Origin of the sequence: Bradyrhizobium nitroreducens (assembly GCF_002776695.1) — a bacterium.
Lineage (GTDB): Bacteria > Pseudomonadota > Alphaproteobacteria > Rhizobiales > Xanthobacteraceae > Bradyrhizobium > Bradyrhizobium nitroreducens.
Map to the genome: position 1 here is coordinate 6,943,658 of NZ_LFJC01000003.1, position 26,291 is coordinate 6,969,948.

Below are 26,291 nucleotides of genomic sequence, written 5' to 3' on the forward strand. Positions count from 1 at the left end.
GGAATTCGCGATGGAAGCGTTCGGTCTGCTGCTTCACGGCTTTGCCGTCCTGCTGACGTGGAAGACGCTCGTCCTGATGATGGTCGGGCTCATGCTCGGCATCTTCGTCGGCGTGCTGCCGGGCCTCGGCGGCCCCAACGGCGTTGCGATCCTGTTGCCGCTCACCTTCACGATGGATCCGACCTCGGCGATCGTGATGCTGTCCTGTATCTATTGGGGCGCGCTGTTCGGCGGCGCGATCACCTCGATCCTGTTCAACATTCCCGGCGAAGCCTGGTCGGTCGCGACCACCTTCGACGGCTATCCGATGGCGCAGCAGGGCAGGGCGGCGGAGGCGCTGACCGCCGCGTTCACCTCCTCCTTCATCGGCTCGCTGGTCGCGGTGCTGCTGATCACCTTCCTCGCGCCGATGATCTCGTCCTTCGCGCTGAAGTTCGGCCCGCCCGAGTTCTTCGCGGTGTATCTACTTACCTTCTGCTCCTTCGTCGGCCTCGGGCGCGAAGCCAAGCACAAGACCGTCATCTCGATGTCGCTGGGGTTGCTGCTCGCGGGCATCGGCATGGACACGGTGTCGGGCAATCTGCGCATGACCTTCGGCTCGGCCGAGCTCTTGCGCGGCATCAACTTCCTGGTCGCCGTGATCGGCCTGTTCGGCATCAGCGAGATCCTGCTGACGATGGAGGAGCGCCTGGCTCTGCGCGGCCATGCCGCCAGCATTTCGCTGCGCGTCGTGCTCAGCGTCTGGAAGGACCTGCCGAAATACTGGGTGACGCTGCTGCGCTCCTCCTTCATCGGCTGCTGGCTCGGCATCACGCCGGGCGGCGCGATCGCGGCCTCGTTCATGGGCTACAATCTCGCCAAGCGCTTTTCCAAGGATCCCGAGAGTTTCGGCAAGGGCCGCATCGAGGGCGTGTTCGCGCCGGAGACTGCGGCGCATGCCTCCGGAACGGCGGCGCTGCTGCCGATGCTGGCGCTCGGCATTCCCGGCTCCGGCACCGCCGCGATCCTGCTCGGGGGGCTGATGGTGTGGGGGCTCAATCCGGGGCCGCTGCTGTTCGTCGAGCACAAGGACTTCGTCTGGGGCCTGATCGCTTCGATGTATCTCGGCAACGTCGTCGGTCTCGTGCTGGTGCTGACGACGGTGCCGGTCTTCGCTTCGATCCTGCGCGTGCCGTTCGCCGCGGTGGCGCCGATGATCGTGGTGTCCTGCGCAATCGGCGCCTACGCGATCCAGAACGCGATGTTCGACATCTGGCTGATGCTCGGCTTCGGCATCGTCGGCTACGTCTTCAAGAAGATCGGCATTCCCCTGGCGCCGTTCACACTTGCGCTGGTGCTCGGCAACCGCGCCGAGGATGCCTTCCGGCTGTCGATGATCGGCTCTGGCGGCAATCTTGGGGTGTTCTGGTCGAACGGCCTGGTCGGCTCGATCACGACGCTGGCGATCGTGCTTCTGTTCTGGCCTGTGATCGACGGCCTGCTCGCCCGCGTCGGATGGGGACGGCGGAGCAAAGGGATGCCACCACGAAAAGTTAATTGAAGCAATACCTTAGCGCCAGTGTGTCGCCGTAGTCCGGTCGCTGACACCTAGTAGTTGTCGTCGACAGTTGCGGATGTGCAACGGTTTAGGCCGGCGTTTGCGCTTATACTCCCTGTCGAATTCTTGATTTCTCACGGGGCATTGCGATGAAGCAGCTTGTGATGGGAATTGTGGGGTCATTGGTTGCGACCAGCGCATTGGCCGCTGATCTGGCATCGAAACCCTATGTGAAGGCCCCGGCCTTGGTCGATCAGGTTTGGAGTTGGACCGGCTTCTATGCCGGCTTGAACGCCGGATACAGCTGGGGCCGCGCGGAGACGACCGTGGCGCCGATCGCGCTGCCGTTCCCGGCTACACAGTTCGGCGCGTTTGGCCAGAATATCGATGGGTGGGTGGCCGGCGGTCAGCTGGGCTATAATTGGCAGGTGGATCCAAAATGGGTCCTGGGCCTTGAGGGTGACATTCAGGCGATGGGCGAGCGGTCGTCGCGGACGGTGACGACGACGAGCGCGCGCTATGGCTCGAATATCGTCGGTATTCCTGGGGGAGCCGACTTCAACTCGATTGCAACGCTCACTGCAAATCTCTCCTACGACCTCCAGTGGTTCGCGACGTTCCGCGGACGCGTCGGCGTCCTGTCGGATCCGCAGACACTCTGGTACGCGACCGGTGGTCTCGCTGTCGGCGAGTTCAAATATTCGTCCGCGACCGCCCTTGGAATCCAGGTCTTCGGACCGGGGCTGGGCGGCACGACTCCGCTCGGCGGGTTCAACTTTCCGATCGGGGCAGGAGCGAGCAGCACCGATACCCGGGTCGGCTGGACGGTGGGGGCGGGCGTCGAACGCAAGTTCACCCGCAATTGGTCGGCCAAGCTGGAATATCTCTACATGGATTTCGGAAGTAAAACTTACTTCGTGGGGACCGCCAACCAAGCGGACGTCAGCTTTCACGATCACGTGCTGCGTGCCGGCTTCAACTATGCCTTCACTCCGACGCCCGTCGTTGCGAGATACTGAGTGGTCGCGAGCCGCCTTCAATGCCCGGCAGTCCTGCCGGGGCATTGTCGTTTCTGTTCTGGGTCACACCAACTTGGATTTCCCTGAATTCCTAGATCTCGTCGGCTCCGACGCGCTGACGCCGAACTCCATCAAAGAACTCGCCTGCTCGCGGAACTCGGTTGGTCGCGCCACCATCCTGCTTGCAGTACTTGAGGTTCAGCAGGGGGGCTATCAGGGAATTCCTCGTTAGGCCAGGTTCGATCGTCTTGGTTTCTGGTCCAAGTAGTTACCTAGCCAGTCTCAGACTGGCCGGCCCTGCACATTCCTGATAGTCTGGCTCGATCGCCTCAGTCGGTGGTTGTGATGCGGGAAGCTTCAACTCTATCGAGCCGTTCGGAGTTGACTTCGCGACTGAAGATCGTGGGAGCTGGCGCTGCGGTCCTGGCAACTCTTCTGACTTCTTCCTGTGTCAGCTCTGGCGAAACGTCTTCAAGGCAAAGAGCGGTAACAGGTGCTCCTTGGGCGCGAGATTTGAACGAACCGCCGCCCAGCCGGCAGCCAGCAAGTCGGCCTAATCTCTAGTTTAGAGTCGCGATTCTTGCGCCGTCTCTCCTCATGTTCGTCGGTTCTTCAGGCCATCTGTAAGCGGCATCGCTGGGGCGCGGCTTGTACAATCTGCGCATGATCTATGGCTCGCCGGAGCTGCAGGAGCTTCTTCAAGAGCCGTATCGAAAGCGGGGTCGCGCGGAGACGGCACCCCTCCGGCGCTGCTGCCGATGCCGGGCGTGCTGGGCAACCGTGCAGGGGACGCCTTCCGTGCTACGACGATCGGCTCTGGCAGCACCTTGAGGTGTTCTAGTCGTAAGGTCTAATCGGCTAGATCACAATAGTGGCGATCTTGATGTCCAGCGCGAGCAGCCTTCGATGACCAGGGATCTCGCCGTGCATTGTCGGCGCCGGTTAGATAGCCATGACCTTTAACGAGATAAGTACAACGAAAATAGCATCAATTTAGAGCCAAGTGGCGCATCAGGAGCTATCTCGAACTAATTTCCGCTTCGTCGCATGAATATCGCAGTTTGATATGCGGCCTTGGTTGAATAGCATTGGGGCGCAACTCCCAGTTCCGCCCGAAAGTCCGCCGGCTCGGCGATTCCCCAAGAATCGCCCCAAAGGGTCGGCGGACTGAGGTGGTCGTAGTTGGCCCTTCTCCTCAGTTGCCTTTACGATACTGCAAACGCGCATCGATTTCCACAAAACGGACGTATCGAAATACGCGGTTGAAAGTGCTGCCGGGTTCACTGGAAACTTCTCGCGAGTACAGCAATCATTCCGGCGAATGCGAGCTGAGAACCCACCCCAAATACTCCCGTCAACGCACGCTTAGAGTGTATCCACCAATGAAAGCGTTGGAGGGCATGAAGTAAGCCATGCGGGTAAAGGGTGTGAACGAATTGCAACGCGTCTGGCAACATGGCGCTGAAGGCGCCGATCGCAATCGCCCAAAAAGACCCCTCCGTTGCAAACATCCAAAGCGCAAGGCCGAGTCCAGCGCACGCATCAAAGCCAACCATTGCAAAATCCGTCAGCGTCGCCGTGCTGACGGACAGGCGGCGATTGTTAGCACCTTTGCCCAGCCTTATTGAGCGAAGTGGATAGTCCCAATGCGGAATTGCATCGATGGCAAAATGGCTTGCGAACCCGGCGATTGCCGCTGCTGCCGGGTGAGATGGAAGTAGGCTGGCCACCGCGCCGCCGACGACCGCATGTGTGCTCAAAATCATCTGATCATCTTGGAAGAAGCGAAGTGGGATCGTTGTTCCGTTATCCTAAAGGAGATACTGTCGAGGCAAATAGCACCGAATAGGCAGGCGACAACCATCGAGCCGGTAAAGAGGGCCAAAAACCAATTCTGGATCATCTTCAGCTCGGTCCTCGCTTGATGCTCGGCCTTAAAGAGCAGCGAGAAATCGAGCCGTCAAGTCGAACGGCGCTAAAATGCTCTCCGTTGCATCCGCGGTCCTTCCACGCCGTGAACTCGCGCAGATCAAAGGGCCCAAGCTGGCAGTTTTGGTCCTGTGTCAGCAGCACCTTAGAAATGAAGCGCCGCCGGCGCGATTGTCGCGGTACGACCTGGAGCCTGCGCGAACTTGTCCAGCCGAACTCCGAGTTTCGGAACCGTGCCACCGTCCTGCTCCGCGCGTGACAGCGTCACGGGTGGCCGACTTGGCGTACGGCGGCCCTCATGCTTCGGCACGAACTGCGCATCCTCGACATCTAGGCAATGGGCTAGATGCGGCCGCGGGCTCCAGCTCCGACCGGTTCGCGTAGCTCAATTGTCGGTCTACTCCGCGACCTTCTCGCTAGTCTAGCGTCTGGCTCCCGAGCATCTAAAGGAGCGGGAAGCCCCCTTGGTTGGCGGCAGGCTTTCGCATGGGTGCTTACCGGTGTACAATCTGCGCCGAGTGCTTCGGTTGTCCGAAGCCAATTCTAGCCAGTAGACCCCCGCAAATCGAGCATACGATGAGAGTAGATCGTTTTCGCTTCTGGGCTTTCGGAGGTCTGTTCAGCCTCATAGACCATTTGAAAGCTAGGCGTCTGCCGCTTGTGTGTCCCAGCTGTCTCAAGCCGGCCTCAAAAGCGACTCTCGCGCGAGGGCAACGCCTATTAGGCGAAGAGAAGCTGCGTTGCGGCGCGTGCGGTATAGCCCACGACATCGCTGGGTGGCGACTAGCGGCGGACTATCAGAGGAGCGGGGATACCCTCCCGATTCTGGCTAGAAAAGAAGACTGTCACTCCGGGTTTTCGCCGCCATCAATTAGTTAGCTCCAAGCCCAGCAACCAGAGAAATGCCCTCAACTGGTCAAGGCTGTGTCCAAAAAGCTTACACCATTTGTCTTAGCATAGAGAGAGCGGGCCCTCGCGTTTACAAATGCATTTGAAAGCGTAGCTTGAAACGAATTTAGATGACTCGGGTCTCTCTTAGGCTTGCGATCTCGCCGGCATCGAAGCCGAACTCCTTGAGCACCTCGTCGGTCTGCTCGCCGAATTCCGGCGGCCGCGCCACCATCTTGCTCGGCGTGCGCGACAGCGTCACGGGCTGGCCGACCAGGCGGATGTGGCGGCCCTCGTCGTTCGGCACATCCTGCGCGATGCCGAGATGCCTGACCTGGGCGTCCTCGAACATCTGGTCGATGGCGTAGATCGGCCCGCACGGCACGCCGGCCTCGTTGAGCTCGCGGACCCAGGTCTCGGTCGACTTTGTCACCGTGCGCTTCGCGATCTCGGCGTTGAGCGCGTCGCGGTTCTTGGAGCGGGCAGGGGCCGTCGCGTAGTCGGGATGGGCATAGAGCTCCGGTGCGCCGATCGCCTGCGCACAGCGCTCCCAGATCCGACCGCCGGTCGTGGCGATGTTGATGTAGCCGTCCGAGGTCTTGAACACGCCGGTCGGGATGCTGGTCGGATGGTTGTTGCCGGCCTGCTTGGCCACTTCCTTCTCCATCAGCCAGCGCGCGGCCTGGAAGTCGAGCATGAAGATCTGGGCCTGCAGCAGCGAGGTCTGCACCCACTGGCCCTTGCCCGAGACCTCGCGCTCGAGCAGCGCGGTGAGGATGCCCATGGCGCAGAACAGGCCGGCCGTCAGGTCGGCCACGGGAATGCCGACCCGCATCGGGCCTTCGCCCGGCGCGCCGGTGATCGACATCAGCCCGCCCATGCCCTGGGCGATCTGATCAAAGCCCGGCCGCTTGTGATAGGGCCCGTCCTGGCCAAAGCCGGAGATACTGCCATAGACGATGCGCGGGTTGATCGCGGCGAGGCTCTCATAGTCGATGCCGAGCTTCTTCTTCACGTCGGGCCGGAAATTCTCGACCACGACGTCGGCCTTGGCGGCGAGGCGCTTGAATACGGCGAGCCCGCGCTCGTCCTTCAGGTTCAGCGTCATGGCCCGCTTGTTGCGGTGCAAATTCTGGAAGTCGGAACCGCGCCGCGGCCCACCCGGCTGCTCGCCGCCGGCATCCTCGGTCAGCGCGTCGATCTTGACGACATTGGCGCCCCAATCCGCCAGCTGGCGCACGCAGGTAGGCCCGGAGCGAACACGGGTCAGATCGAGCACGGTGAAGCGCGACAGGGCTTCCGAGGCATGCGGAAAGGGCATCTTGAGAGGCTCCGGGACAGATTTCGGCGCCTACCATAGTGCCGAAAGGTCATGCGACAAGCCCGGGCGGGCGCCGGCCCCGCCTGCCGAAATGCCATGCCTGATCCGATGCCCGACCGATCAGCGCGACAGGCGCTTCAGTTCGGCGCGGGCCTTTTCGGCCAGGGGATCATCGCCGTGGCGTGCAATGAAGAGTTCGAGGGCTTCCCGCGTTCCCTTCCCGAGGGCGGCCTCGTATTCCTCCGCCACCGCGACGGCGGGGTCGCGGGCCATCGGCATGGCGGGCGCGCGCACCGCCTTGCCGCTGTCGTCCGCCTTGGCCTTTTCCACCATGACAGGCAGTCCTCCGAAGGGTTGTCGCGGCAGTCCGGCGAGCGCGATCAGGGCGCCCAACAGGCCGGCCGGAAGTAAACATCGCTTCATGAAGCCCCTGCAAATCACGGGTCATGTGGGAACGGAGACCGTTGCTCTTCTCCCGTATGACTACGGGATTTGATGGCTAACAGGGCCTTATGGAAGGGGTGCGGGCGCCGCTGCCCAATTTAAACCAAACGTTCAACTCTCAAGCTAGAATCATGTGCCGTCGCGGCGAATCACGCGCGATGCTCTGCTCTGGAGAGTCCCTTGGCTACCGCTGTTAATGTCAGTGCCACCAACAACGCCGAGATCGACGGCCTGCTGTCGGGCGCCAAATGGTCTGGCACGATCACTTACAGTTTTCCTGACGTAGCGAGCGACTACGCCAATCCCTATAGCGGCGGCAACGGCGAGCCGACCACGTCGGGCTTTGCAGCGGTGCCCACGCAGATCCAGGCGGCGATCAATTACGCGATCGGCCTGATCCTCAGCTACACCAACGCGGACATCCAGTACGCGGGCACGAACGGCGCCGACATCATGATCGCGCAGTCGCCGGCGGCCAGCCCGACCGCCTACGCCTACTATCCCGGCAACTACGCGCCCGGCGGCGACATCTGGTTCGGCACCCAGTACAATTTCTCGCTGGCCAAGCTCGGCAACTACTACTTCACCACTGCGCTGCACGAGCTCGGCCACGCCGTCGGCCTCAAGCACAGCCAGGAGACCGGTGGCCCCGCCAACGTCGCGGTGCCGAGCGCGCATGACGACAGCGAATACACCGTCATGAGCTATCGCAGCTATGTCGGCGGTTCGACCACGTCCGGCTACACCAACGAAGCGTACGGATATTCGCAGACCTATATGGCCAACGATATCCTCGCGCTCCAGACGATGTACGGCGCGGACTTCACGACCCAGAGCACCAACACGGTCTACACCTGGAATCCGACCACGGGCCAGGAGTTCATCAACGGTGTCGGCCAGCTCGCACCGGGCGGTGGCGTCGGCGGCTCGGCCAACCGCATCTACGAGACGGTCTGGGACGGCGGCGGCGTCGATACTTACGACCTGTCGAACTACACGACGAACCTGAGCATCAACCTCAATCCCGGCGCTTCGTCGGTGTTCTCGTCCGTGCAACTGGCGTATCTCGGCGATGGCCATTACGCGTCGGGCAACGTCTACAACGCCTATCTCTACAACGGCGACGGACGCTCCTACATCGACAACGCCATCGGCGGATCCGGCAACGACACCATCCTCGGCAATGCCATCGCCAACGTGCTGAACGGCGGCGCCGGCAACGATAAGATCACGGGCGGGGCGGGCAACGACACCATTATCGGCGGTTCGGGCACCGACACCGCAGTGTATTCGGGGGACGAATCCAGCTACGCCATTTCTTATAACTCTACGACGCAGGCATTCACGGTCGTTGACCTGCGTTCCGGCTCACCGGACGGGACTGACATCGTTACTGGTGTGGAGAACTTCCAATTCGGAAATGGTACACTGGCTACCTCGACGTTGATGAATAATCTGCAGCCTACAGGGGCTGGCTGGGTAGCTACTATCGACCAAGATTTCAATGGCGATGGCCACGACGACATCCTTTGGCTACAGCCGTCAACAGGAGCCGGGAAAATCGCCTATCTCGCCAACGGTGCTGTGACCAGCTGGGGCCAGTTTGCCACACCGGGTCAGGGTTGGGTCGTTATCGGTCATGGTGACTACAACCACGACGGGAACGTCGATATTCTCTGGCAGAACCAAACGACCGGTCAGGCTCGCGAGAGCCTTCTTACGGCCGGGCAAATCACGGCGACATTCGACTTTGGCGTCATGGGCTCGGACTGGCAGCTCATATCCTCTGGCGATTTTAATGGTGATCGAACGGATGATATGCTCTGGCGAAACAAGGCCACGGGCGAAGGAATAGAGTGGTTTCTCCAAAACGGATACGCAACGTCTTGGATGAAGTTCGGCGTTATGACTCCCGATTGGAAAGTGGCTTCGACCGTCGACCTTAATCAGGATGGAACGACGGATATTCTCTGGGAGAACACCAATACCGGCGATGGTCTCGAATGGTTCTGCAAGAACGGCTTCGCAGTGGGCTGGCAAAGATTTGGAACAATGGGTGCGGGCTGGGATGTTGTTGCATCGGCTGATTTCAATGCCGATGGCCGGGTGGACCTGCTATGGCAGAATAAGACGAGTGGCCGCTTAGTCGAGTGGTTTGTGAATGATCAGGGGCTTGCATTTGACTGGAAGGACATCGGAACCCCCGGTCAAAATTGGAAGGTCGCTGGGCTGCTGGACCTACATGGCACTAACGGCCCGATGATCTTGATGCAGAACCTGGTGACAGGTGTTGCAACCGAAATCTCGAGTAAACTTGCCGGGGCCGCAACTTCATTGGCCGCCTCGTCCGCGTCATCTGTTGCCTCTCAGCCAACCGCCTTGAGCAATCAATCGCTAGCGATCGACCCTAGCGGTAGCTTCTCCGACAGTCCTGCAGGCGGCTCACTGATATCGCAGGGCCACGAGAGTCTCAATCCTGTGGCGCACTTGCACGACTTTATGCTGCTCTGAGCCGCACGACTGCAGACCGCCTGCCTGCACCGTGACGTAATTTTCTGGCACGCGCGTTGCACCGGTCTTGGCTGCACAAAGCTGACGATCGAGCTAGGGGTCCATAGGACGCCTCTCCAGTAAAGTCGATTTCCCATCTCGGCGCCGCAAGAAGGCGGGGAAAGCGACGGTTGCCCCGAGCTTGATGCACGTTTATAAGCGTCCTGAATATTCATGCGCCAAATTGGGCTGATTGTGAGTGCTGCGATGCCAGATTCGTCATTTGATCTAAGGGGACGCCGCGTCTGGGTGGCTGGACATCGCGGGATGTTGGGTTCGGCATTGGTGCGCAGACTCGCGAGCGAAGATTGCGAAATCCTAACAGTCGGGCGCGAAGAGCTGGATCTTGGTGATCAAGCTGCAGTCAAGGCGTGGTATGCCAAAATGCATCCGGAGGTTGTTGTGCTGGCTGCGGCCCGAGTGGGCGGAGTGCTTGCGAACAGCAGGTATCCCGCGAGCTTTCTGTCCGACAACCTCGCGATCCAAGACAATGTGATCCAGGCGGCCGCGGCTCGGGGCGTCAAGAAGCTGTTGTTCGTCAGTTCTTCGTGCGTGTATCCCCGTTTGGCTGAGCAGCCTATTCGCGAACAAGCCCTGATGACTGGCCCTCTAGAGCCCACCAATGTGTGGTATGGCGTCGCAAAGATCGCTGGCATGATGCAATGCGCCGCATATCGACAGCAAGGTGGCCTGGATTTCATAGCGGCGGTTCCCGGGAATCTCTACGGACCGGGTGACTACTTTGACAATGAGAATTCTCATGTCATTCCGGCCTTCATTCGCCGTTTTCACGATGCTGTCAGCAGTGGACTGGATGAGGTCGTGGTCTGGGGTGGGGGAACTGCGCGTCGTGAATTCGTTTACGTCGACGAGTGCGCCGACGCGCTGGTTTTTCTTCTCAAGAATTATTCGTCGGGGGATATTATCAACATCGGTAGCGGTCTCGACGTTTCGATCCGAGAACTTGCGACCTTAGTTGCTGCCGTCGCCGGATTTACTGGGCGCATTAGTTTCGATACATCAAAGCCTGAAGGGGCGCCTCGCCGCCTGCTGAGTACAGACAGGCTTACGAGCCTGGGCTGGCAATCGAAGATGTCCCTACGCGAAGGATTGGAGTCCACCTATCAGTGGTTTCTGACCAGCCGTGCGGCCGGCTATGTTCCGCGCGGGTTTAGCCCTGACGATGGCGGCCGTGACGTTGCTGATCAAAAGGAGGGGCGGTAGTTAGGCCAGTTATGCGGCTGAAAACAACCTATTGATTCGCTTAATGAATTCCGCCGTCGCGTTCTCAGGGCTAAAAAATTGCTTGTATACTCGGCAACCGGATTCCGCGACGCGACGCGCCCAAAGGGGATCGTCAACAGCTCGCTTCATGCGCGCGACGAACTCCCCACCTGAAGCGGCCAGCCCGCAAGTTTGACCGTCAACAAGCGCCACATTTCCGAGCGCAACATTTTTATGGGCAATGACGAGGGTTGACTGGCTTAGTGCATAAAGGATGCGAGTCCTGTTGCCGACTGGAACGTCGATGGGGACCAGTGCCGCGTGACATTCGGCCAAAGTAGATGGAAGGTTCTCGACAAAACCTACGCGGACAAACTCTGGCTTGTCTTTGATCGCTTCAGCAAACCACTCAGGCAAGTTTCCCCGTCCGGCCAGTAGAATTTTGAAGCCGCGAGGTCCCCAGACCTGGAGCAGCGGGCCATATACCTTCGAGACCATGAAGTGCAGTGCTGAGCGCGAACCAAGACCCACCAGATTACCGAAGAACAAAAAAGTAGGTATCGCCGGCTTTACATGACCCGAAGCCGGAGCATCGATCACCGGCCAAGGGTAGGGGCAATATTGATGATTCCTGAGCCCCAACCTGCTTAGCTGGTCCTCAGACGACGCCGCCGAGACGATGACCTCGTCATAGCATGACAAGACATGTGCATAGACATGTTTCCAGTTTCGAGCTGCTAACCAGTATTTCGCGAAGTTGAAAATTCGCCATGGGCGCTCCTGAAGGCTGTAAAGACCATGGTAATAGGTCGTCTGGAAATTCAGGTCACCCAGCCAGGCGAGCTTTCGTGTGGCGGGTATCTCCAACCCAATCCATGCGGGCAGGACGTCAAACGCGATAAACAGGTCTGCGGCAAATTCTCGACCGCGCTCGATTAGTTTTGCGGCCCGCGAGAAATCAATCCGGTGCTTCCTCGCCCCCTGGATAACAAGTTGGCCGGTGCTTTCTGCCATCACTTCGAAATGCTCGTCTGCCACGGCTCTGCGATATGCCTCAAAAGCCTTCCGGTCCTTCTCGCCTTCGTCGAGCAGAATGAGGTGGAGGATGTCGAATGATTGAGCACGGATGCCCTGCAAAAAGCTATGAATGATAACGAGGCTAGCCCCCTCCCGTTCATCCGGAACACCTTTGGTGCAAAGAACGATTCGCCTACGTCGCGGCAACTTATAACTCCTCAGCAAAGGCTGGCTTTATGCGGTTATCCCTTGTCCAAGGGCCATTTTTAGCTTGATAATGCCGGAATAGTTTGCGAGGAGGCCAATATCAACTGCGCCTCCATGTTCCTAGCGAAGAAGTGGCAAAATAGGCGGTCCGGGACGAATGAATCAAGCAATTATTATTACTTCGATCAATCCTCCTAACGACGTCATGAGGAGCATAGCGGCAGATGCTCTACGGTCTGGCTTTGACTTCTTCGTTGTTGGGGATACAAGAACCCCGGCAAACTTTTCGATTGATGGATGCCGCTTTCTCGGGATCGCTGATCAGGCAAACTCTGGCTTTGCATACGCAAATCTCGCGCCTGTCAGAAACTACGCACGCAAGAATATCGGCTATCTGGCGGCCATCGCGAACGGTGCGCAGGTCGTCATTGAGACGGATGATGACAATTTCGCGCGACCGCAATTCTTCGAAAGCCGAAGCCGCACGCTGACCGCACCGGTAGTGTCGGGACATGGTTGGGTCAACGCCTATCGGTATTTCTCCGATGGGAATATTTGGCCACGCGGTTTGCCTCTGGATCACGTTCTGAAACCTGTTCCCGATTTTGCGAAATTGGAGCGTGCCGAGGTAGACTGTCCCATTCAGCAGGGGCTTGCCGACGGAGATCCCGATGTCGATGCACTTTATCGATTAGTGCTTCCCTTGCCTCATAACTTCAGGACCGATCGGGTCGTGGCATTTGGACCCGGCTCGTGGGTTCCGTTCAACAGCCAGAACACGAGCTGGTGGCCAAGCGCCTTTCCGCTGATGTATCTTCCGTCCTATTGCAATTTCCGAGTGACAGACATCTGGCGCAGCCTGATTGCTCAGCGTATCGCGTGGGCAAACGGTTGGCATGTGCTCTTCCATGGGCCAACTGTCTGGCAGGACCGCAATGAACACGATCTGATGAAGGACTTCGAGGACGAGATTCCGGGCTATCTGAATAATCATCGCATTCGACTGATGCTCGAGGATCTGCCGATTAACGGCGGGCCCGATCACATCAGGGAGAACGTGCGTCGCTGTTATCAGGCCCTGGTCGAATGCGAGCTGGTCGGCGCTGCCGAGCTTCCTTTGCTTGATGCGTGGACCTCGGATTTAGATCGGATTGTCAGCTGATATGCAAGGGTACGTGAGGCTATGAACTGGCAGGATCGTTTACGTGCATCTTTGCTGCCGACGTATGAGGGGCTGCCGAGCGGCTCCAAGCGGCTCGCGCGGCGAATTTTTGCTGTCCTCCAGGGGCCACTTTTCTCAGCTCGCGCGCGCTGGGTCCGCTTTACTTACTTGCGTCACGTCGCCAGGGAGCGGAGGTATCTGTTTCTTTGCGTAGCTCGCTTCGCGAACGTGAATCGGCCGATCAAAGGCTACTACATGGAATTTGGCAGCTTCGGCGCCAACACCATGAGGCTTGCATATGACAGTTTCCATCATCTGTTTGACTGGCGGTATGTGGCTTTCGATTCTTTCGAGGGATTGCCAGCTATATCGGAAATCGATCGCCAGGACGCTTGGGAGCAGGGCAAGCTGAAAACTGCTGAGGCGGACTTCAAGCGAATATGTCGTCGTCATGGTATGCCGACAGATCGACTGCGCACGGTAAAAGGTTTCTATGATGTGAGTCTGACATCAGATCTTGCTCGCGAGCTCCTTCCGGCCAAGGCCGCCGTCGTCTATATCGATTGCGATCTCTACGCATCCACTGTTCCCATCCTCTCCTTCATCATCGATTTCCTGCAGGTTGGTACGATCATCGTGTTCGACGATTGGAACTGTTTCTGGGCGGACCCTGATCGTGGTGAGCGACGAGCTTGGCGTGAATTCTGTGAAGCGTATCCGCATTTTCGTTTTGAACCCTTCGTGCAGACGGGAATGCAGATGTCCTTCGTCTGTGTCGGTCTCACCGCCAACGCCAGCGGGAGTTCGCCCGCGTGAGCTGGCTAATAGCGCTTCGCGGCCGTTTTGCGGGGCGCGTTCTGCTCTTTGTAAGCGCGACAGTTTTCCAAGCCCTCATGTCTGTCGCCATTTTGCCTTTAACAACGCTTGTATTGACCGCAGCCGACTTCGGCTATTTTGCCTTGATGATGTCGTGGGCCGCGCTGGCTAGCGCGTTTGGCGATGCAGGTGGCTCCCTTGCACTTCCGGCAAACTATTCCGTTGCTTCGACGACTGAACGCCGGCGGATGCTATCGAGTTTCTTTTTGGTCTCGCTCCTGACCAGCTCGGGGCTGGCCATCCTGCTCGTGGCTGCTTGGCCGTCCCTGCAAGAGATGATATCGGTCGCGGAAGAGACTTCACGCGCGACTCTTGTGCTGACAGCTCTCCTCATTCCGCTGAAATCTGTGACGTCTCTCTCGACCAATGTTTTTGCCGTTGCTGGCCGGGGGAATGCGGTTGCAGCTCAGATCGCTCTGCAGGCAGTTGGATCTTTTGCCGGCACTTTGATCTCGCTCTTTGGTCTGCACTTAGGTGTTTCATCACTATTCGTGGGGGCAGTTGTCGGGCAAGCGTGCTCTGTTTTGGTAGCCGTGGCGGCGCTGGGTGCTGAACCATGGCACGTACCTAGCCGTCGATGGTTATCGGTCCTTCGAGCCCACACTCTCACATCGCTTGTCGCGGGCTTCACGGGGGGATTCCGCAGCATCGGGGAGAATTCGGTGGTGGCGGCAAATCTCAGCATTTCTGCTGTCGGATATCTTGGCCATGCCCGGCTCTACTATGGGACGTTGCTCGCTGGCACCAATGCGGTTGCGGTTAATGTCTGGTCCGCCTCGCTGGCTGAGGCGCGGGATGGGCGGGGGCTTTTCACACTAACCAAGCGTGTGTGGATACCAATTCATATCCTGATTGCTCTATTCGGCGTGGCGTTCTCCTGCTTCGGTAAGGACTTCGTCTCCATACTGACGCATGACCGGTTGACTCCCGCTGCGGAGCTCGTGCCCTGGTTTGCGTTGCTTCTGCTGCTTCACATTTCAGGCAGAGTGCAAAATGCGACCCTCTATGCAAACAACGAGGCGAGAAACCTCACCAACGCGAGTTCGCTGATTTCGATTTGTTGCCTCGCCACGCTGCCGTTTGTCGTTGGTAAGGTGGCTGGGGTCGGCTGCAGCCTTGGGTTGGCGGGAGTCATTCTCGTCCTTCTCGCTGAAGCGGCTTTGTTCCGGGGTTACATTTACTGGAGGTCGATTGCTTTTCAGCGATTTCGGGGCTTTGACGATAGTCGGGTAGTCTGCGGGGGCGCTGTAATCATCCTAAGCTGGCTCTTCAACGAGTACATGGCGCCCTCGCTTGCGACAAGAATCGCTCTATGCATAGCGCTGTGCGCGGTCACAGGCGTCGTCGAACGAGAGCGCATTATCGACCTGTTTCGCGTTCTGCAAAGTCGATCTCAAGCAACGATCCAGAACATTTGAAGAGGGCAACTCGTGGCGAAATACGATATGGGAGCTCTCCGAGCCGCAGCAGAGACTGCAGCGGCGCTTCTGCTCGAAGGTTATGTCGATCGATGGGTCGAGGGGGCGATTTTTCCCTGCGAGGTGGCATTTTTCCTGGCTCGTTGCATGACTGAGGACGTTTCGGTCGTCGTGGAATCCGGCCGGCAGGATGGCTACTCGACGGAAATTCTGGGTGATTGGGCCAGGCGCAATGGCCGCAAGCTTGTCTCGATAGATTTGGAGCAGGATCCGGCACGAGCCGCAGCTTGTCGCCGGCGTCTAGCGCATCTGCCAATTGAGCTTGTCAAAGGGAGTGCCTACGAAGAGTTCGGTCGTTGGGCGGATAGGCTGCGAGGCGCGCGGGTCGGTTTTCTAGTCGATGGTCCGAAGGGGTGGCCGGCTATTTCCATGATGGCTGCCGGTCTGGCCGAAAATGTTCGCCTGATGGCCATTCACAATCTGACGGTTGGGAGCGGAGAGCGAGCGTTCTTTGAGCAGTTCGGCACGGAGGTTTTCTACGAAACAGCGCTTGCTGAGCCTGGGCCTCGCTGGCGCGAGCTGCGTAAGCGTGAGATCGAAGTGGCGATCCGCGAAGGTGCTGCCCGGTCGTTGGAGATGTCCTCGCTCGGAGTTCTAGTGCTCGATTCAAAGCGTCGGGAGCGCATTCGTGGTGCTCTCCGGAAAGAGTTTGGTCTCCATCAGCCGAGGGTTGTCAGGGCCCTTTGGTCACTAGGAGCCTACCGCGCAACCACGAAGCTTTATGGCTTGTCTTACAGGCTTTTGGGACGCTAAGCATGCCAGCTGCCACATAAGGCTAGGAACCGAGGGGAACCGTCTCCGGATCTCTATAGATGCGCAGCTGAATGCGGTCTAATGCCTAGCTTCGCTTGATTGTGATGCAATAGTCCAGTATGTCGAGACTCTTCTCTGTTCATCTTTTGTTTCGAAAGCTTGCGCCATGACTGCCGGCCGTCAAATGCCTTATGTAATCGCGGAGATCGGATCCGTTCACGACGGTTCGTTCGGAAATGCGTGTCGTCTGCTAGAAGTGGCAGCCGATTGCGGCGCGGACGCGGTTAAGTTTCAGACCCACATCGCAGAAGCCGAGACGTTGTTGGATGCGCCTTCACCGTCGTATTTTTCAGCCGAGCCGCGTGCGGAGTATTTCAGGCGAACCGGCTTCTCGGTTGATCAATGGGGACGTCTGGCGGAACTAGCCAAGAAATGTAAGGTCGATTTCCTTTCATCTCCGTTTTCGCTTGAAGCGGTCGATATGCTGGAGCGTATCGGCGTTAGTGCTTACAAAATTCCTTCTGGTGAAGTGAGCAATTTGCCCTTGATGGAGTATATTGCTCGGACGAAGAAGCCTGTGTTGCTCTCATCCGGCATGAGCAACTGGTGCGAACTGGACGCCGCTGTTGCGGCACTTCGTTCGTCCTGCGCCGTGACCTTGCTCCAGTGCACTTCGGTCTACCCATGTCCTCCAGAGCAAGTCGGCCTTAACGTCATGCTGAAGATGCGTGAACGCTATGATGTTCCTGTCGGATTCTCGGACCATACGCTAGGCTTTGCTGCTGCGATCGCAGCCGTTGCGCTGGGAGCCACCGTGGTTGAGAAGCACTTCACCTTTTCGAAGCTGATGTATGGAAGTGATGCAAAGCACAGCATGGATCCAGACCAGTTCCGGCTTCTTTGCGATGAACTGAAATTCGCGGGACGCATGATCGCAGCTCCGGTGGAGAAGGATGACCTTTCTTCTGTGCTGGAGATGAAGCGGATCTTCGAGAAGAGCATTGTCGCTGCCGCGGACCTCGCCGAAGGGACAGAAATTCAGCAGCAACACCTCGCGTTCAAAAAGCCAGGAGACGGTATTCCCGCCGCCCGGTACCGGGAGTTTATAGGCCGACGCTTGGTGCGCTCCCTCCCGCAGGATCACAAGTTCGAAGAGGAGGACTTTGCGTGAGCAAGAAGAAGATCTGCGTAGTAGTCGGCTCCCGCGCGAATTACAGTTCCATCAAATCGGCTATGCGTGCCATACAGCAGCATCCAGCCCTCGAACTTCAATTGATCGTAGCTGCGTCGGCCGTGCTCGACCGCTACGGCTCTGTTGTCAACTTGATCGAAAAGGACGGCTTTATCCCGCATGCTCGCGTAACGATGCTGATCGAGGGAGAGACGCCGTCGACTATGGCTAAGTCCACAGGCCTCGGCCTGCTGGAACTGCCGACCCTCTTCGAGCAGCTGGCGCCGGAGGTGGTGTTGACAGTCGGAGATCGCTTCGAAACCATGGCGACCACGCTGGCAGCCGCGTACATGAATATACCTGTGGCCCACACCATGGGCGGCGAGGTGAGCGGCACCATCGACGAAAGCATTCGTCATGCGGTGACGAAGTTTGCGCACATTCACTTCCCCGCAAGTGAGGGAGCGCGGGAGCGCATCATCAAACTTGGTGAGCGGCCGGAACATGTGCACATGGTCGGCTGTCCGCGCATCGATTTAGTTGCCGAAATTCTGAAAAATCCGATCGCAAATATCTTCGACCGTCTTTTCGATGATGGTGTTGGTCAGCGCTTCTCGATCGACGAGCCGTTTGCGCTCATTTCCCAGCATCCGGTTACGACCGAGTATGGTGATGGTGAGGCGCAAATCACGATGACGTTGGAAGCAGTGCGTGACCAAGGCTTGGCGGCGGTTGTATTGTGGCCGAATGCCGATGCGGGCTCTGACGATATCTCGCGCGGTATCCGGAAGTGGCGCGAGCGGAAGCTTGACGATCGCATGCACTTTTTCAAGAACCTGCCCATCGATGTCTACGTTAATCTCATGCACTCGACGGCATGCCTCGTCGGAAATTCGAGCAGCGGGATTCGAGAGGGGGCGTACATCGGCACGCCCGTCGTGAATATCGGTTCCCGGCAGAACATGCGCGATCGCGGTGATAACGTAATCGAAGTAAGCTATGACAAGCGGGAAATCTCAAGAGCCATTGCAAAGCAAGTCGAGCACGGCCGCTACGCGATGAATCCGATCTATGGCGACGGTACAGCTGGTCCCAAGATTGCTAACGTCCTTGCCGCCGAGAGGGTCGCAGTCCAAAAATGCATCACATATTGAGCCTGAGACGCCTCGGCCAAGACGAGGCTGATGCCAAATGACCCTCGTGGCCCTCATACCTGCGCGAGGTGGTTCGAAAGGCATTCCCCGTAAGAACCTTGCGCTATGCGGCGGACGTTCTTTGCTGGATTGGACTGCCGAGGCCGCGTTGCATTCTGGCGTCGTCGATCGCGCGGTACTATCAACGGATGACCAGGACATCGCCGAGACCGGCCGGGCGCTGGGTCTCGAAGTGCCATTTCTCAGACCTCTGGACCTGGCTGGAGACGCTGCCTCAATGTTGGGGGTCATGCAGCATTGTCTTGCCGAGTTGACTCGGGCGGGCGAGACGATCGAGGCGATCGTGCTGTTGCAGCCGACATCACCGTTTCGCCGTGCGCACCACGTGCGTGAGAGTATCGCAAAGTTCCGCGAAAACCAGGCTCAGTCGCTGGTGAGCGTGGTGCGTGTACCGCATCGCTTCGTTCCCGAAGGACAGATGCGGGAGAAGGATGGGTTTCTATCACCATATTTCGGGGGAGGCATCGGAAGGACCACGCGGCAAGAAAAGGAACTTCTATTCGCCCGAAATGGTCCGGCTGTGCTGATTGTCCGCAGTTCAGTTCTCGACGCCGGCCTGCTCTATGGGGATTCTATCGTCGGGTACGAAATGGACGAGTTGTCGTCCCTCGATATCGATACGCCGGAAGAGCTTAGGCTCGCCGATCATCTGCTACGGACTGGCTACGTCCGATGAACGCAATCGTGCGATATCTGCGCCGTAGTCCGTTTGCCGGCGGGCTTGCCGATCTTAGAGAGCGGATGGCGAATGCCAGCGAATATCGGCGACTCCGAGATGAGGCCGAACGTACGTTTGCCGAAATGGCCTTCGCGCGCGAGCTGCCGGCGCCTCGGCCCGGCGCACCGACGGTGTTGGTCTTGAGCATGACCAACAACACCTACACGGCAAAATTGGAATGCATGCAGGCCCTGGCTTTTCGACGAAGGGGCTGGCGCATCAAGGTTCTGACATCCAGCATCTATACTCACGCCAAGCGCCTCTATCAGGCGTATGGTATCGTTGATCTTCTTCCCTTCGAGAAGTTGGTCAACGTCAAGGACGCGAGGGCGGCGGCGATCGCCGAGGCCCAGCGGCGCAGCAACATGTCGATGGATTTCCAATCGGTCATGGAGTGGCGGTACAGAGACGCATGGATCGGACCGCAGTTGCTATCGTCTGTATCGCGAGGGGGGTTCGATGGAGCGCCGGATCCGCGAAAGCCTGAAATTCGCGAAGCAATAATCGAGAAGCTTAAGCAATCCGTTGGATTCGTGCACGCCGCTGAAAGATGTCTGGCCGAGCTCGAGCCTTCGCTGATCCTCGTCAATGAACCAAACTATCATACGCTGGGGCCGTTCGTCGACGTCGCGATCAAGAAGGGTATTCCGACAGTTCACTTCACCCAGCCTTCACGCGAAGATGCGCTCGTGCATAAGAAGCTCACTAAGGAAACGCGTCGTATCCATCCTAACTCGATTACGCCCGAGACTCTTGAGTGGCTTCTGAGGGAGCCTTGGGGGGGCCAACAGGAATCAGAACTTGATGACGAGTTCAGGAAGCGTTACGGAGGCGTCTGGAAAGTGCAAGCGCGCAATCAGCCGGGGACGGTTGATGTCGCGGATGCCGAAATCCGGCAGGAACTGGGGCTTGATCAGAAGCCCGTAGCGGTGCTGTTCTCGCATGTGCTTTGGGACGCGAATCTGTTCTATGGAAAAGACCTATTCGAGAACTATGGCGACTGGTTTGCCCAGACCGTAAAAGCTGCCGCCGCCAATCCGCGGGTCAACTGGATTATAAAGCTGCATCCTGCGAATATTTGGAAGCGTAGACTCTCCGGAGTTTCGGGCGAATATGGCGAGTTAAGTATTATCCGCGAGAGCGTTGGCGACTTACCGCCCCATGTGAAGTTGATTTTGGCTGACACGCGTTACAGCACACTTTCGTTATTCCGAATGGCTAGCGTCGGGATTACAGTCCGGGGCAGTATTGGGTACGAGCTGCCGTGTTTCGGTGTACCGGTGATAACTGCAGGAACAGGGCGCTATTCAGGCTTCGGCTTCACCGAAGAACATTCGTCTCGCGAGAGCTATCTGGGCGCACTCAGCGAGCTTGAAGACGTGCCGCGGCTCACCCCCGCGAAAGTGCACCTTGCGCGAGTCCACGCTCATGCGCTGTTCGTCAGGCGTCCCTGGGTCTATAAAAGCTTCAAAACGGAGATTGGACCAAATGTCCTTGACCCCCTGTTTCAGAATCTGGTGCCGGTCGTCGCAAGCGATGCAGATATCGGACGCAATGGCGATCTTGATGAATTCGCGCGCTGGGCCGAGAACTCCGAAGAGATAGATTATTTGGCTTCTCGGATCGGTCAAGATTAACTCCACGAGTGAGTATTCAGGATATGGTCTCTCTACCTCCACCGAAAATGCTGGTCTGGGATGAGACGACACTGTCTCGCTTCTGGGCGTTTCATTCGCAGTTTAGCGAGAACTACTTTAGCCATCAGAAGGGCAAGAGTCTTGTCGCATATGCGAAGCGTCAGCTTCCCGATGGGGCAACTGTGCTCGACTATGGCTGCGGTCCGGGTCACCTGCTGCCGCATTTGCTTGATGCTGGATTTGTGGTGCAAGGAGCCGATATCAGCCGCGACACCATGGGATCAGCTGTTTCACTCAGCGGCCGGAAGAATTTCTTGGGATTTTTGACGATCGATGAACTCCTGGCGGAAGGTACAAAGTTCGACGCAGTCTTTCTGATAGAAGTGGTTGAGCATTTGGATGATCACTGGCTTGCCAAGAGCCTCGATCAGGTGCATGCCCTTCTAAAGAAGGGCGGCATCTTGTTTGTCACAACGCCGAACGAGGAGAATCTCGAGGACAACATGGTGTATTGTCCGGCTTCGAACACGATCTTCCATCGTTGGCAGCACGTGAGGAGCTGGTCTGCATCCAGCCTCTCCGCCGCTCTGGTTGCGCATCGGTTCCAAGTCGTCAAGACCGAGACGCGGACATTTGAAGCCGGCAGGCCGAGCGCCGTTTCCTACTTGCGTTATTTTACTTCGAGGATTGCGACTCGGCTCCGAAGGGCACAATCTCTCATCGCAGTCGCACGCGCCTGACATGGCGCCCGATCGACTCTGCGTCGTTCATCTGGCCCAATCTGACAGTGAGGGCGGAGCGAATAAGGCTGCGTATCGCCTTCACAACAGTCTTCTGCGTGCTGGAATGGAGTCAATCTTCCATTGTGGACGTAAGCATCTCGATGATCCCTCCGTCGTACCGGCGCACTTGCTGGGAGTCGGGGATTTCGTCAGCGATGTCGTGGCCTATCTCAATGCGAGCGGTCTTCGGCGATATCGAGATCGAAGCGGTGCACCGTTTTCGCTGATGCGATTCAGCTATGGTCGCTTGGATTCGGAGCTGTTGTCGCGGGCCGACGTGGTGTGCCTTCATTGGATTGCCGGTGGGTTCCTAAGAGCGCGTCAGCTTCAGGCGATTAGGAAGCCGATGGTCTGGAGGCTGTCGGATGCATGGCCATTCAGCGGTGGGTGTCACTATCCAGGTAGCTGCGTGGGGTTCGAGCGGGCATGTGGATGCTGCCCGCAACTTGGCAGCAGGTCCGACAATGATATTTCTCGATCGGGAATCCTCTCGCGTGAGGTCGGATTTCGCAACCTAGATCTGACCGTAGTTGCGCCGAGCCGCTGGATCGCCGATCTGGCGCGGCGCTCGCACCTGTTCGGAAAGCTGCGCGTTGAGCACATTCCGACCGGCGTGGACCTTAACGTATTCTACCCTCGTGACCGATCGACGGCGCGAGCTCAGCTCAATTTGCCGATCGAAGGGGATCTCCTTGCGTTCGGCGCGCTTGGAGCAACGACGGACCCTCGAAAGGGGTATGCTCAGCTTCGCGCCGCGCTGGAAAGGCTTGCTGCAACGAGTGATCTTCAATTGACGCTTGTCACATTTGGTAGTGATGAGGCGAACCGATCGGCGCAGATCTCGCGATTTCCGGTGCGTCATTTAGGGCCAATCGACGATCACGTCTCCCTGGCGAACGTCTACTCAGCCGCTGACGCCCTTGTCGCGCCATCACTTGAGGATAATCTGCCGAACGTCGTGCTGGAAGCCCTTGCGTGCGGAACGCCGGTGGTGGGATTTGCTGCCGGCGGAATTCCGGATGCGGTTGAACACCAGAGCCATGGATATCTCGCCCCAATAGGTGCTAGCGAGGAGCTTGCGCGGGGCATCGCCTACATTCTCAATCGAGTCGGGGACGGCAAGATGGGCGCGAATGCCGCCGCCTTCGCTCGGCGTAATTTTGATTTGCTGAAAAGTGGGGAACGCTATGTCGAGCTTTTTCGAGAATTAGCGGCACGGGCTCGGCCTGACCTCTCCGACGTTGGAAAAGGCTAACCGTGGATCTTTCATCGGATACCGCCGAAATCGCCGGTTCGTGATTATGCGGCGAGTGGCCGTTCCAATCTCTGAACTATTACAAGGATGCCGTTACGCACATGACAACCTCAGTAGCGCACGTATTGCGGACTTACGGCGTGAGCGGCGGCGAACGGCAGCTCGCGCAGCTCTTCGCTGCCGAAGCCGGCTCGGTTTACGAAAATACCTTCTATTCGCTCTATGACAATCCGAGCTGCGCGGAATATTTCGCGCGCATCAATGGATTGAAGCTGAGGACGGTGCTCGGATTTCGTGCATCGGCTTTCCCTAGCCTGGCTACGGAGCTTGCGCTTCTTGCTCTGCTCGCGCCGATATTGCAGTTGCGGATGCTGATTATGATAGGTTCGAGAGATCACCGCATCTGTGTGGTTCACGGCTTGCAGGCTGCTGTGGCTTGCTGGTTGGCAGCTTGCCTTCTGCGTCATGTCCGTTTCGTTTACATCCATCGTGGAACGAAGTCGCGCGCAGGATCGCATCCTATTTTCAAGATCTTGTACTGGCCGTATGAAATCATCGCAGGCGTATCCATTGCATCCGCAGAGTCGCTGAGGCCTCTTGCCGGGAAGCGCAAAGTTGTGGCTCTCGAGAATGGCATCGATTTGGAGCAGTTACGTGAAATTGCCAAGGGATGCGGAGAGCGGCGTTCGGACGATTCACTGAGACTTATTTCATCTGCCAGGCTGATTAAGGACAAGGAGCACGCATTTCTACTCGATGTTTTCGTACAGCTGCTTCAACGCTGGCCAAATCTTGAGTTTGTCATTGCGGGTGAAGGGCCGGAGCGCCGCAATCTGATGGAATGCGCTCAGCAACGTGGAGTAGCGAGCAAAGTACATCTGATTGGTCACGTTAAGGATATCGTCTGTCGTATGGTCGACAGTGACATCTTCGTGCATGCGTCTCGAATGGAGGGAATGAGTAACTCGGTCCTTGAGGCAATGGCATTGGGGTTGCCGAGCGTCGTTGTGGATGCCCCCGGCGTGAGCGAATGCCATCGGGACAGTGAGACAGGCTTCGTAGTTCCGAGGGACACCGACTTGATGGCAGCCAAATTAGCAATGTTGATCAGCGATCGGGATCTTCGCTCCATCATGGGAGAGAAGGCAAGGCAGCGCGCTCAAAATAAATATTCAATTGCCGCGAATCGCGACCGGTATCATTCGCTTTATCGTGAGCTGTTGGAGAGTTGATGCGATGTGCGGTCTGCTCGGCGGGATATGGCGGGACGGAACTGGGGTAGGTGAGGCGGCGGCCCGCGGGGCGCTCCATTGGTTGACCCATCGCGGCCCAGATGCCGAGGGGATCGAACTTCATGACGGAGTGTTTCTCGGACACCGCAGGTTGAGCATCATCGATCTTGATCCGCGCTCCAATCAGCCGATGCGAAGTGGTGCGATGTCCATAATCTATAATGGGGAGATCTACAACTATCGGGAAGTGAGAGACGCACTTCGGGAGCGGGGCGTATCATTCTCGACTAATTCCGACACCGAAGTCCTGCTCAAGGCCTTCGCGCTTGACGGCATCTCCTGCCTGGAGCGCCTCGAGGGAATGTTCGCATTCGCCATCTGGGATTCGCAATTGCGGAAGCTAGTCCTGGCGCGCGACAAGTTTGGCGAGAAGCCGCTTCAGTATTTCCATGATGATTCACTCTTTGCTTTCGGATCGGAGTTTCGCGCGGTCGAAGCGCTTGCAGGTCCCCAACGTCTGCAGGTCGACAGTTCCGCATTGCCGCTGTACTTTCGCTTTTCGTATCTTCCTGCGCCGGCGGCGCCGTTCGCGGGTGCCCATCAGCTCGAGCCCGGCTGCTGGCTCGAACTCGATGTCGACCGTTGGGAGAGCAGGAAAAGTCGCTACTACGATCTTCCGGTCCGCCTGACGCGCTTGCGGTCAAAATCATCTCCATCTTTCGAGAGCGCAAAGCTCCAGTTGAGAAAACGCCTGACAAAAGCGGTTGAAGATCGGATCCTTGCCTCCGATGTTCCGGTCTCGGTTTTCTTGAGTGGCGGTCTTGATTCGTCAGTTATAGCGAGTCTTGCGAGCCAGACTGGTGCGCATAATGTGACGGCTTATTCAGTCGCGTTCCCGAACGATCCTGAATTCGACGAAAGCGGCTATGCGCGTTTGGTCGCGGATCGCTATCCGAATCTCGACCACCAGATTATTAACGTAACAGAGGACGCACTTGCCCACTTTACGGACCAGACCCTTGCTCTTCTTGGTGAACCGTATGGAGACGCGTCGTTGATTCCGACCGCGTTCGTCTGCTCGCACGTTCGGGAGAAGGTGGTTCTCGGAGGCGACGGCGCAGACGAAATCTTTGCTGGCTACGGGACATACTCGGCGATGCAGTGGAGTGCTCGCATGCCATTTTGGCTTAAGGCGGTGCTCACGCGCATTCCCACGGTCAGCAATCCTGTTGCAATCGGAAATCCACTGCTCCGCGGAGCTGCCTTGTTTCACAAGCACCTTCGCTGCTCCGCCACGGAAGAGTACCTTGCATGGCGCTCCTATGCGAATTCCGCGCAACTCGAAGCACTGGGAGTGCCGGAGCGCTCCGGTGACAAGCTGCCAATCCGTAGCCGTCGTATACGTTCTCTGCGCGATCTCTTGGTGACGGACATCGAATTCAACCTGCCCGCTGATATGCTCAAGAAGGTTGATCTGGCGAGTATGCAGCACAGTCTAGAGGTCCGCCTTCCGTATCTAGATTCTGGGCTTGTCGAATTCGTCTTAAATCTGCCCGCAAGCTATCTGATCGCCAATGGTCGACGTAAGCATCTGCTCCGGGAAGCGTTCCGGGACCTGCTTCCTCCTGAAATCGTCGGGCGCCGAAAGCAGGGCTTCTTGTTGCCAATTCGCAAGTGGATGAAGGATGGGCGAATGCGGGACGAGCTCTTGGAACTTTCAGCGGTTCAAAGTGCCTTGAATCCAGCCGCAATAAGACATTTCGCCGACCGCCATCAGGCTGGAACTGAAGATTTGTCCGCTCTGCTTTGGTCTTGCTACGTTTACTTGAAATGGCTGCGCAGGCCGCGACTTCTCGATGTCGAATTTAGCGGGTAAG

Annotated in this window: 20 protein-coding genes; 16 read left to right on the top strand and 4 right to left on the bottom strand. The window is 57.8% G+C overall.

Annotated elements, in window-relative coordinates; all coding sequences use genetic code 11:
• Window positions 1-10: 10 nt before the first annotated feature.
• Both TSA1_RS33025 and TSA1_RS33030 read left to right on the top strand, forming a co-directional pair.
• The gene (locus TSA1_RS33025; protein ID WP_100179970.1) at window positions 11-1,540 is read left to right on the top strand and encodes a tripartite tricarboxylate transporter permease; all 1,530 of its coding nucleotides are present in this window, start codon (window positions 11-13) and stop codon (window positions 1,538-1,540) included.
• Between the two features lie 146 nt (window positions 1,541-1,686).
• Window positions 1,687-2,556 carry an outer membrane protein gene (locus TSA1_RS33030; RefSeq protein ID WP_100179971.1) on the top strand — a complete coding sequence of 290 codons (870 nt, stop codon included), beginning with the start codon at window positions 1,687-1,689 and terminating at the stop codon, window positions 2,554-2,556.
• A 1,280-nt stretch (window positions 2,557-3,836) separates the two neighbouring features.
• Here TSA1_RS33030 and TSA1_RS33035 read toward each other — a convergent pair.
• The 3 genes from TSA1_RS33035 to TSA1_RS33045 all read right to left on the bottom strand — a co-directional run bounded on the left by TSA1_RS33035 (window position 3,837) and on the right by TSA1_RS33045 (window position 7,027).
• On the bottom strand, window positions 3,837-4,322 hold the full coding sequence (locus TSA1_RS33035) for a hypothetical protein (RefSeq protein WP_100179972.1): 486 nt from the start codon (window positions 4,320-4,322) through the stop codon (window positions 3,837-3,839).
• 1,178 nt (window positions 4,323-5,500) lie between these two features.
• A complete protein-coding gene (locus TSA1_RS33040; RefSeq protein WP_100179973.1) occupies window positions 5,501-6,694 on the bottom strand; it encodes a CaiB/BaiF CoA transferase family protein in 1,194 nt (397 codons plus the stop codon).
• 120 nt (window positions 6,695-6,814) lie between these two features.
• A complete protein-coding gene (locus TSA1_RS33045; RefSeq protein ID WP_347338560.1) occupies window positions 6,815-7,027 on the bottom strand; it encodes a type 2 periplasmic-binding domain-containing protein in 213 nt (70 codons plus the stop codon).
• Window positions 7,028-7,318: 291 nt separating this feature from the next.
• Between TSA1_RS33045 and TSA1_RS40170 the strand changes: the two genes are divergently transcribed.
• Both TSA1_RS40170 and TSA1_RS33055 read left to right on the top strand, forming a co-directional pair.
• Complete coding sequence (locus TSA1_RS40170) at window positions 7,319-9,649, top strand: FG-GAP-like repeat-containing protein (RefSeq protein WP_142249491.1); 2,331 nt, start codon at window positions 7,319-7,321, stop codon at window positions 9,647-9,649.
• A 246-nt stretch (window positions 9,650-9,895) separates the two neighbouring features.
• The gene (locus tag TSA1_RS33055; RefSeq protein WP_100179975.1) at window positions 9,896-10,912 is read left to right on the top strand and encodes a GDP-L-fucose synthase family protein; all 1,017 of its coding nucleotides are present in this window, start codon (window positions 9,896-9,898) and stop codon (window positions 10,910-10,912) included.
• Window positions 10,913-10,921: 9 nt separating this feature from the next.
• Here TSA1_RS33055 and TSA1_RS33060 read toward each other — a convergent pair whose 3' ends face one another.
• Window positions 10,922-12,136 carry a glycosyltransferase gene (locus TSA1_RS33060; protein WP_142249490.1) on the bottom strand — a complete coding sequence of 405 codons (1,215 nt, stop codon included), beginning with the start codon at window positions 12,134-12,136 and terminating at the stop codon, window positions 10,922-10,924.
• Between the two features lie 157 nt (window positions 12,137-12,293).
• Between TSA1_RS33060 and TSA1_RS33065 the strand changes: the two genes are divergently transcribed.
• From TSA1_RS33065 to asnB, 12 genes are all read left to right on the top strand, one after another.
• Window positions 12,294-13,298, top strand: coding sequence for an STELLO glycosyltransferase family protein (locus TSA1_RS33065; protein WP_100179977.1), 1,005 nt, complete (start codon window positions 12,294-12,296; stop codon window positions 13,296-13,298).
• 21 nt (window positions 13,299-13,319) lie between these two features.
• Window positions 13,320-14,114 (top strand): TylF/MycF/NovP-related O-methyltransferase, encoded by a 795-nt coding sequence (locus TSA1_RS33070; RefSeq protein ID WP_100179978.1) that lies wholly within the window; start codon window positions 13,320-13,322, stop codon window positions 14,112-14,114.
• Window positions 14,111-15,592 carry a lipopolysaccharide biosynthesis protein gene (locus tag TSA1_RS33075; protein WP_142249489.1) on the top strand — a complete coding sequence of 494 codons (1,482 nt, stop codon included), beginning with the start codon at window positions 14,111-14,113 and terminating at the stop codon, window positions 15,590-15,592. The genes TSA1_RS33070 and TSA1_RS33075 overlap by 4 nt, the downstream gene beginning before the upstream one ends.
• A gap of 12 nt (window positions 15,593-15,604) precedes the next feature.
• The gene (locus tag TSA1_RS33080; protein WP_142249488.1) at window positions 15,605-16,405 is read left to right on the top strand and encodes a hypothetical protein; all 801 of its coding nucleotides are present in this window, start codon (window positions 15,605-15,607) and stop codon (window positions 16,403-16,405) included.
• A 166-nt stretch (window positions 16,406-16,571) separates the two neighbouring features.
• Window positions 16,572-17,576 (top strand): N-acetylneuraminate synthase family protein, encoded by a 1,005-nt coding sequence (locus TSA1_RS33085; protein WP_245448467.1) that lies wholly within the window; start codon window positions 16,572-16,574, stop codon window positions 17,574-17,576.
• Window positions 17,573-18,730 (top strand): UDP-N-acetylglucosamine 2-epimerase, encoded by a 1,158-nt coding sequence (gene neuC / locus TSA1_RS33090; protein WP_100179982.1) that lies wholly within the window; start codon window positions 17,573-17,575, stop codon window positions 18,728-18,730. The genes TSA1_RS33085 and neuC overlap by 4 nt, the downstream gene beginning before the upstream one ends.
• 37 nt (window positions 18,731-18,767) lie before the next feature.
• Entirely contained in the window at window positions 18,768-19,466 is a 699-nt protein-coding gene (locus TSA1_RS33095; RefSeq protein WP_100179983.1) for an acylneuraminate cytidylyltransferase family protein, read from the top strand.
• Entirely contained in the window at window positions 19,463-21,145 is a 1,683-nt protein-coding gene (locus TSA1_RS33100; RefSeq protein ID WP_142249487.1) for a hypothetical protein, read from the top strand. The genes TSA1_RS33095 and TSA1_RS33100 overlap by 4 nt, the downstream gene beginning before the upstream one ends.
• An 8-nt stretch (window positions 21,146-21,153) precedes the next feature.
• Complete coding sequence (locus TSA1_RS33105) at window positions 21,154-21,885, top strand: class I SAM-dependent methyltransferase (RefSeq protein ID WP_142249486.1); 732 nt, start codon at window positions 21,154-21,156, stop codon at window positions 21,883-21,885.
• 106 nt (window positions 21,886-21,991) lie between these two features.
• Window positions 21,992-23,182, top strand: a complete 1,191-nt coding sequence (locus tag TSA1_RS33110; protein ID WP_245448468.1) for a glycosyltransferase — start codon at window positions 21,992-21,994, stop codon at window positions 23,180-23,182.
• Window positions 23,183-23,283: 101 nt separating this feature from the next.
• Window positions 23,284-24,414, top strand: a complete 1,131-nt coding sequence (locus tag TSA1_RS33115; RefSeq protein WP_100179987.1) for a glycosyltransferase family 4 protein — start codon at window positions 23,284-23,286, stop codon at window positions 24,412-24,414.
• A 4-nt stretch (window positions 24,415-24,418) separates the two neighbouring features.
• Window positions 24,419-26,290: an asparagine synthase (glutamine-hydrolyzing) gene (asnB, locus tag TSA1_RS33120; protein ID WP_100179988.1), complete on the top strand. Its 1,872-nt coding sequence runs from the start codon at window positions 24,419-24,421 to the stop codon at window positions 26,288-26,290.
• The last annotated feature ends 1 nt before the right edge of the window (window position 26,291 follow it).

What these genes read in the sequence shown, in the direction of transcription:
- TSA1_RS33025 (WP_100179970.1), top strand. Translation starts at nt 11, where the DNA reads ATGGAAGCGTTCGGTCTGCTGCTTCACGGCTTTGCCGTCCTGCTGACG.
- TSA1_RS33030 (WP_100179971.1), top strand. Translation starts at nt 1,687, where the DNA reads ATGAAGCAGCTTGTGATGGGAATTGTGGGGTCATTGGTTGCGACCAGC.
- TSA1_RS33035 (WP_100179972.1), bottom strand. Translation starts at nt 4,322, where the DNA reads ATGATTTTGAGCACACATGCGGTCGTCGGCGGCGCGGTGGCCAGCCTA.
- TSA1_RS33040 (WP_100179973.1), bottom strand. Translation starts at nt 6,694, where the DNA reads ATGCCCTTTCCGCATGCCTCGGAAGCCCTGTCGCGCTTCACCGTGCTC.
- TSA1_RS33045 (WP_347338560.1), bottom strand. Translation starts at nt 7,027, where the DNA reads ATGGTGGAAAAGGCCAAGGCGGACGACAGCGGCAAGGCGGTGCGCGCG.
- TSA1_RS33055 (WP_100179975.1), top strand. Translation starts at nt 9,896, where the DNA reads ATGCCAGATTCGTCATTTGATCTAAGGGGACGCCGCGTCTGGGTGGCT.
- TSA1_RS33065 (WP_100179977.1), top strand. Translation starts at nt 12,294, where the DNA reads ATGAATCAAGCAATTATTATTACTTCGATCAATCCTCCTAACGACGTC.
- TSA1_RS33070 (WP_100179978.1), top strand. Translation starts at nt 13,320, where the DNA reads ATGAACTGGCAGGATCGTTTACGTGCATCTTTGCTGCCGACGTATGAG.
- TSA1_RS33085 (WP_245448467.1), top strand. Translation starts at nt 16,572, where the DNA reads ATGACTGCCGGCCGTCAAATGCCTTATGTAATCGCGGAGATCGGATCC.
- TSA1_RS33095 (WP_100179983.1), top strand. Translation starts at nt 18,768, where the DNA reads ATGACCCTCGTGGCCCTCATACCTGCGCGAGGTGGTTCGAAAGGCATT.
- TSA1_RS33100 (WP_142249487.1), top strand. Translation starts at nt 19,463, where the DNA reads ATGAACGCAATCGTGCGATATCTGCGCCGTAGTCCGTTTGCCGGCGGG.
- TSA1_RS33110 (WP_245448468.1), top strand. Translation starts at nt 21,992, where the DNA reads ATGGAGTCAATCTTCCATTGTGGACGTAAGCATCTCGATGATCCCTCC.
- TSA1_RS33115 (WP_100179987.1), top strand. Translation starts at nt 23,284, where the DNA reads ATGACAACCTCAGTAGCGCACGTATTGCGGACTTACGGCGTGAGCGGC.
- asnB (WP_100179988.1), top strand. Translation starts at nt 24,419, where the DNA reads ATGTGCGGTCTGCTCGGCGGGATATGGCGGGACGGAACTGGGGTAGGT.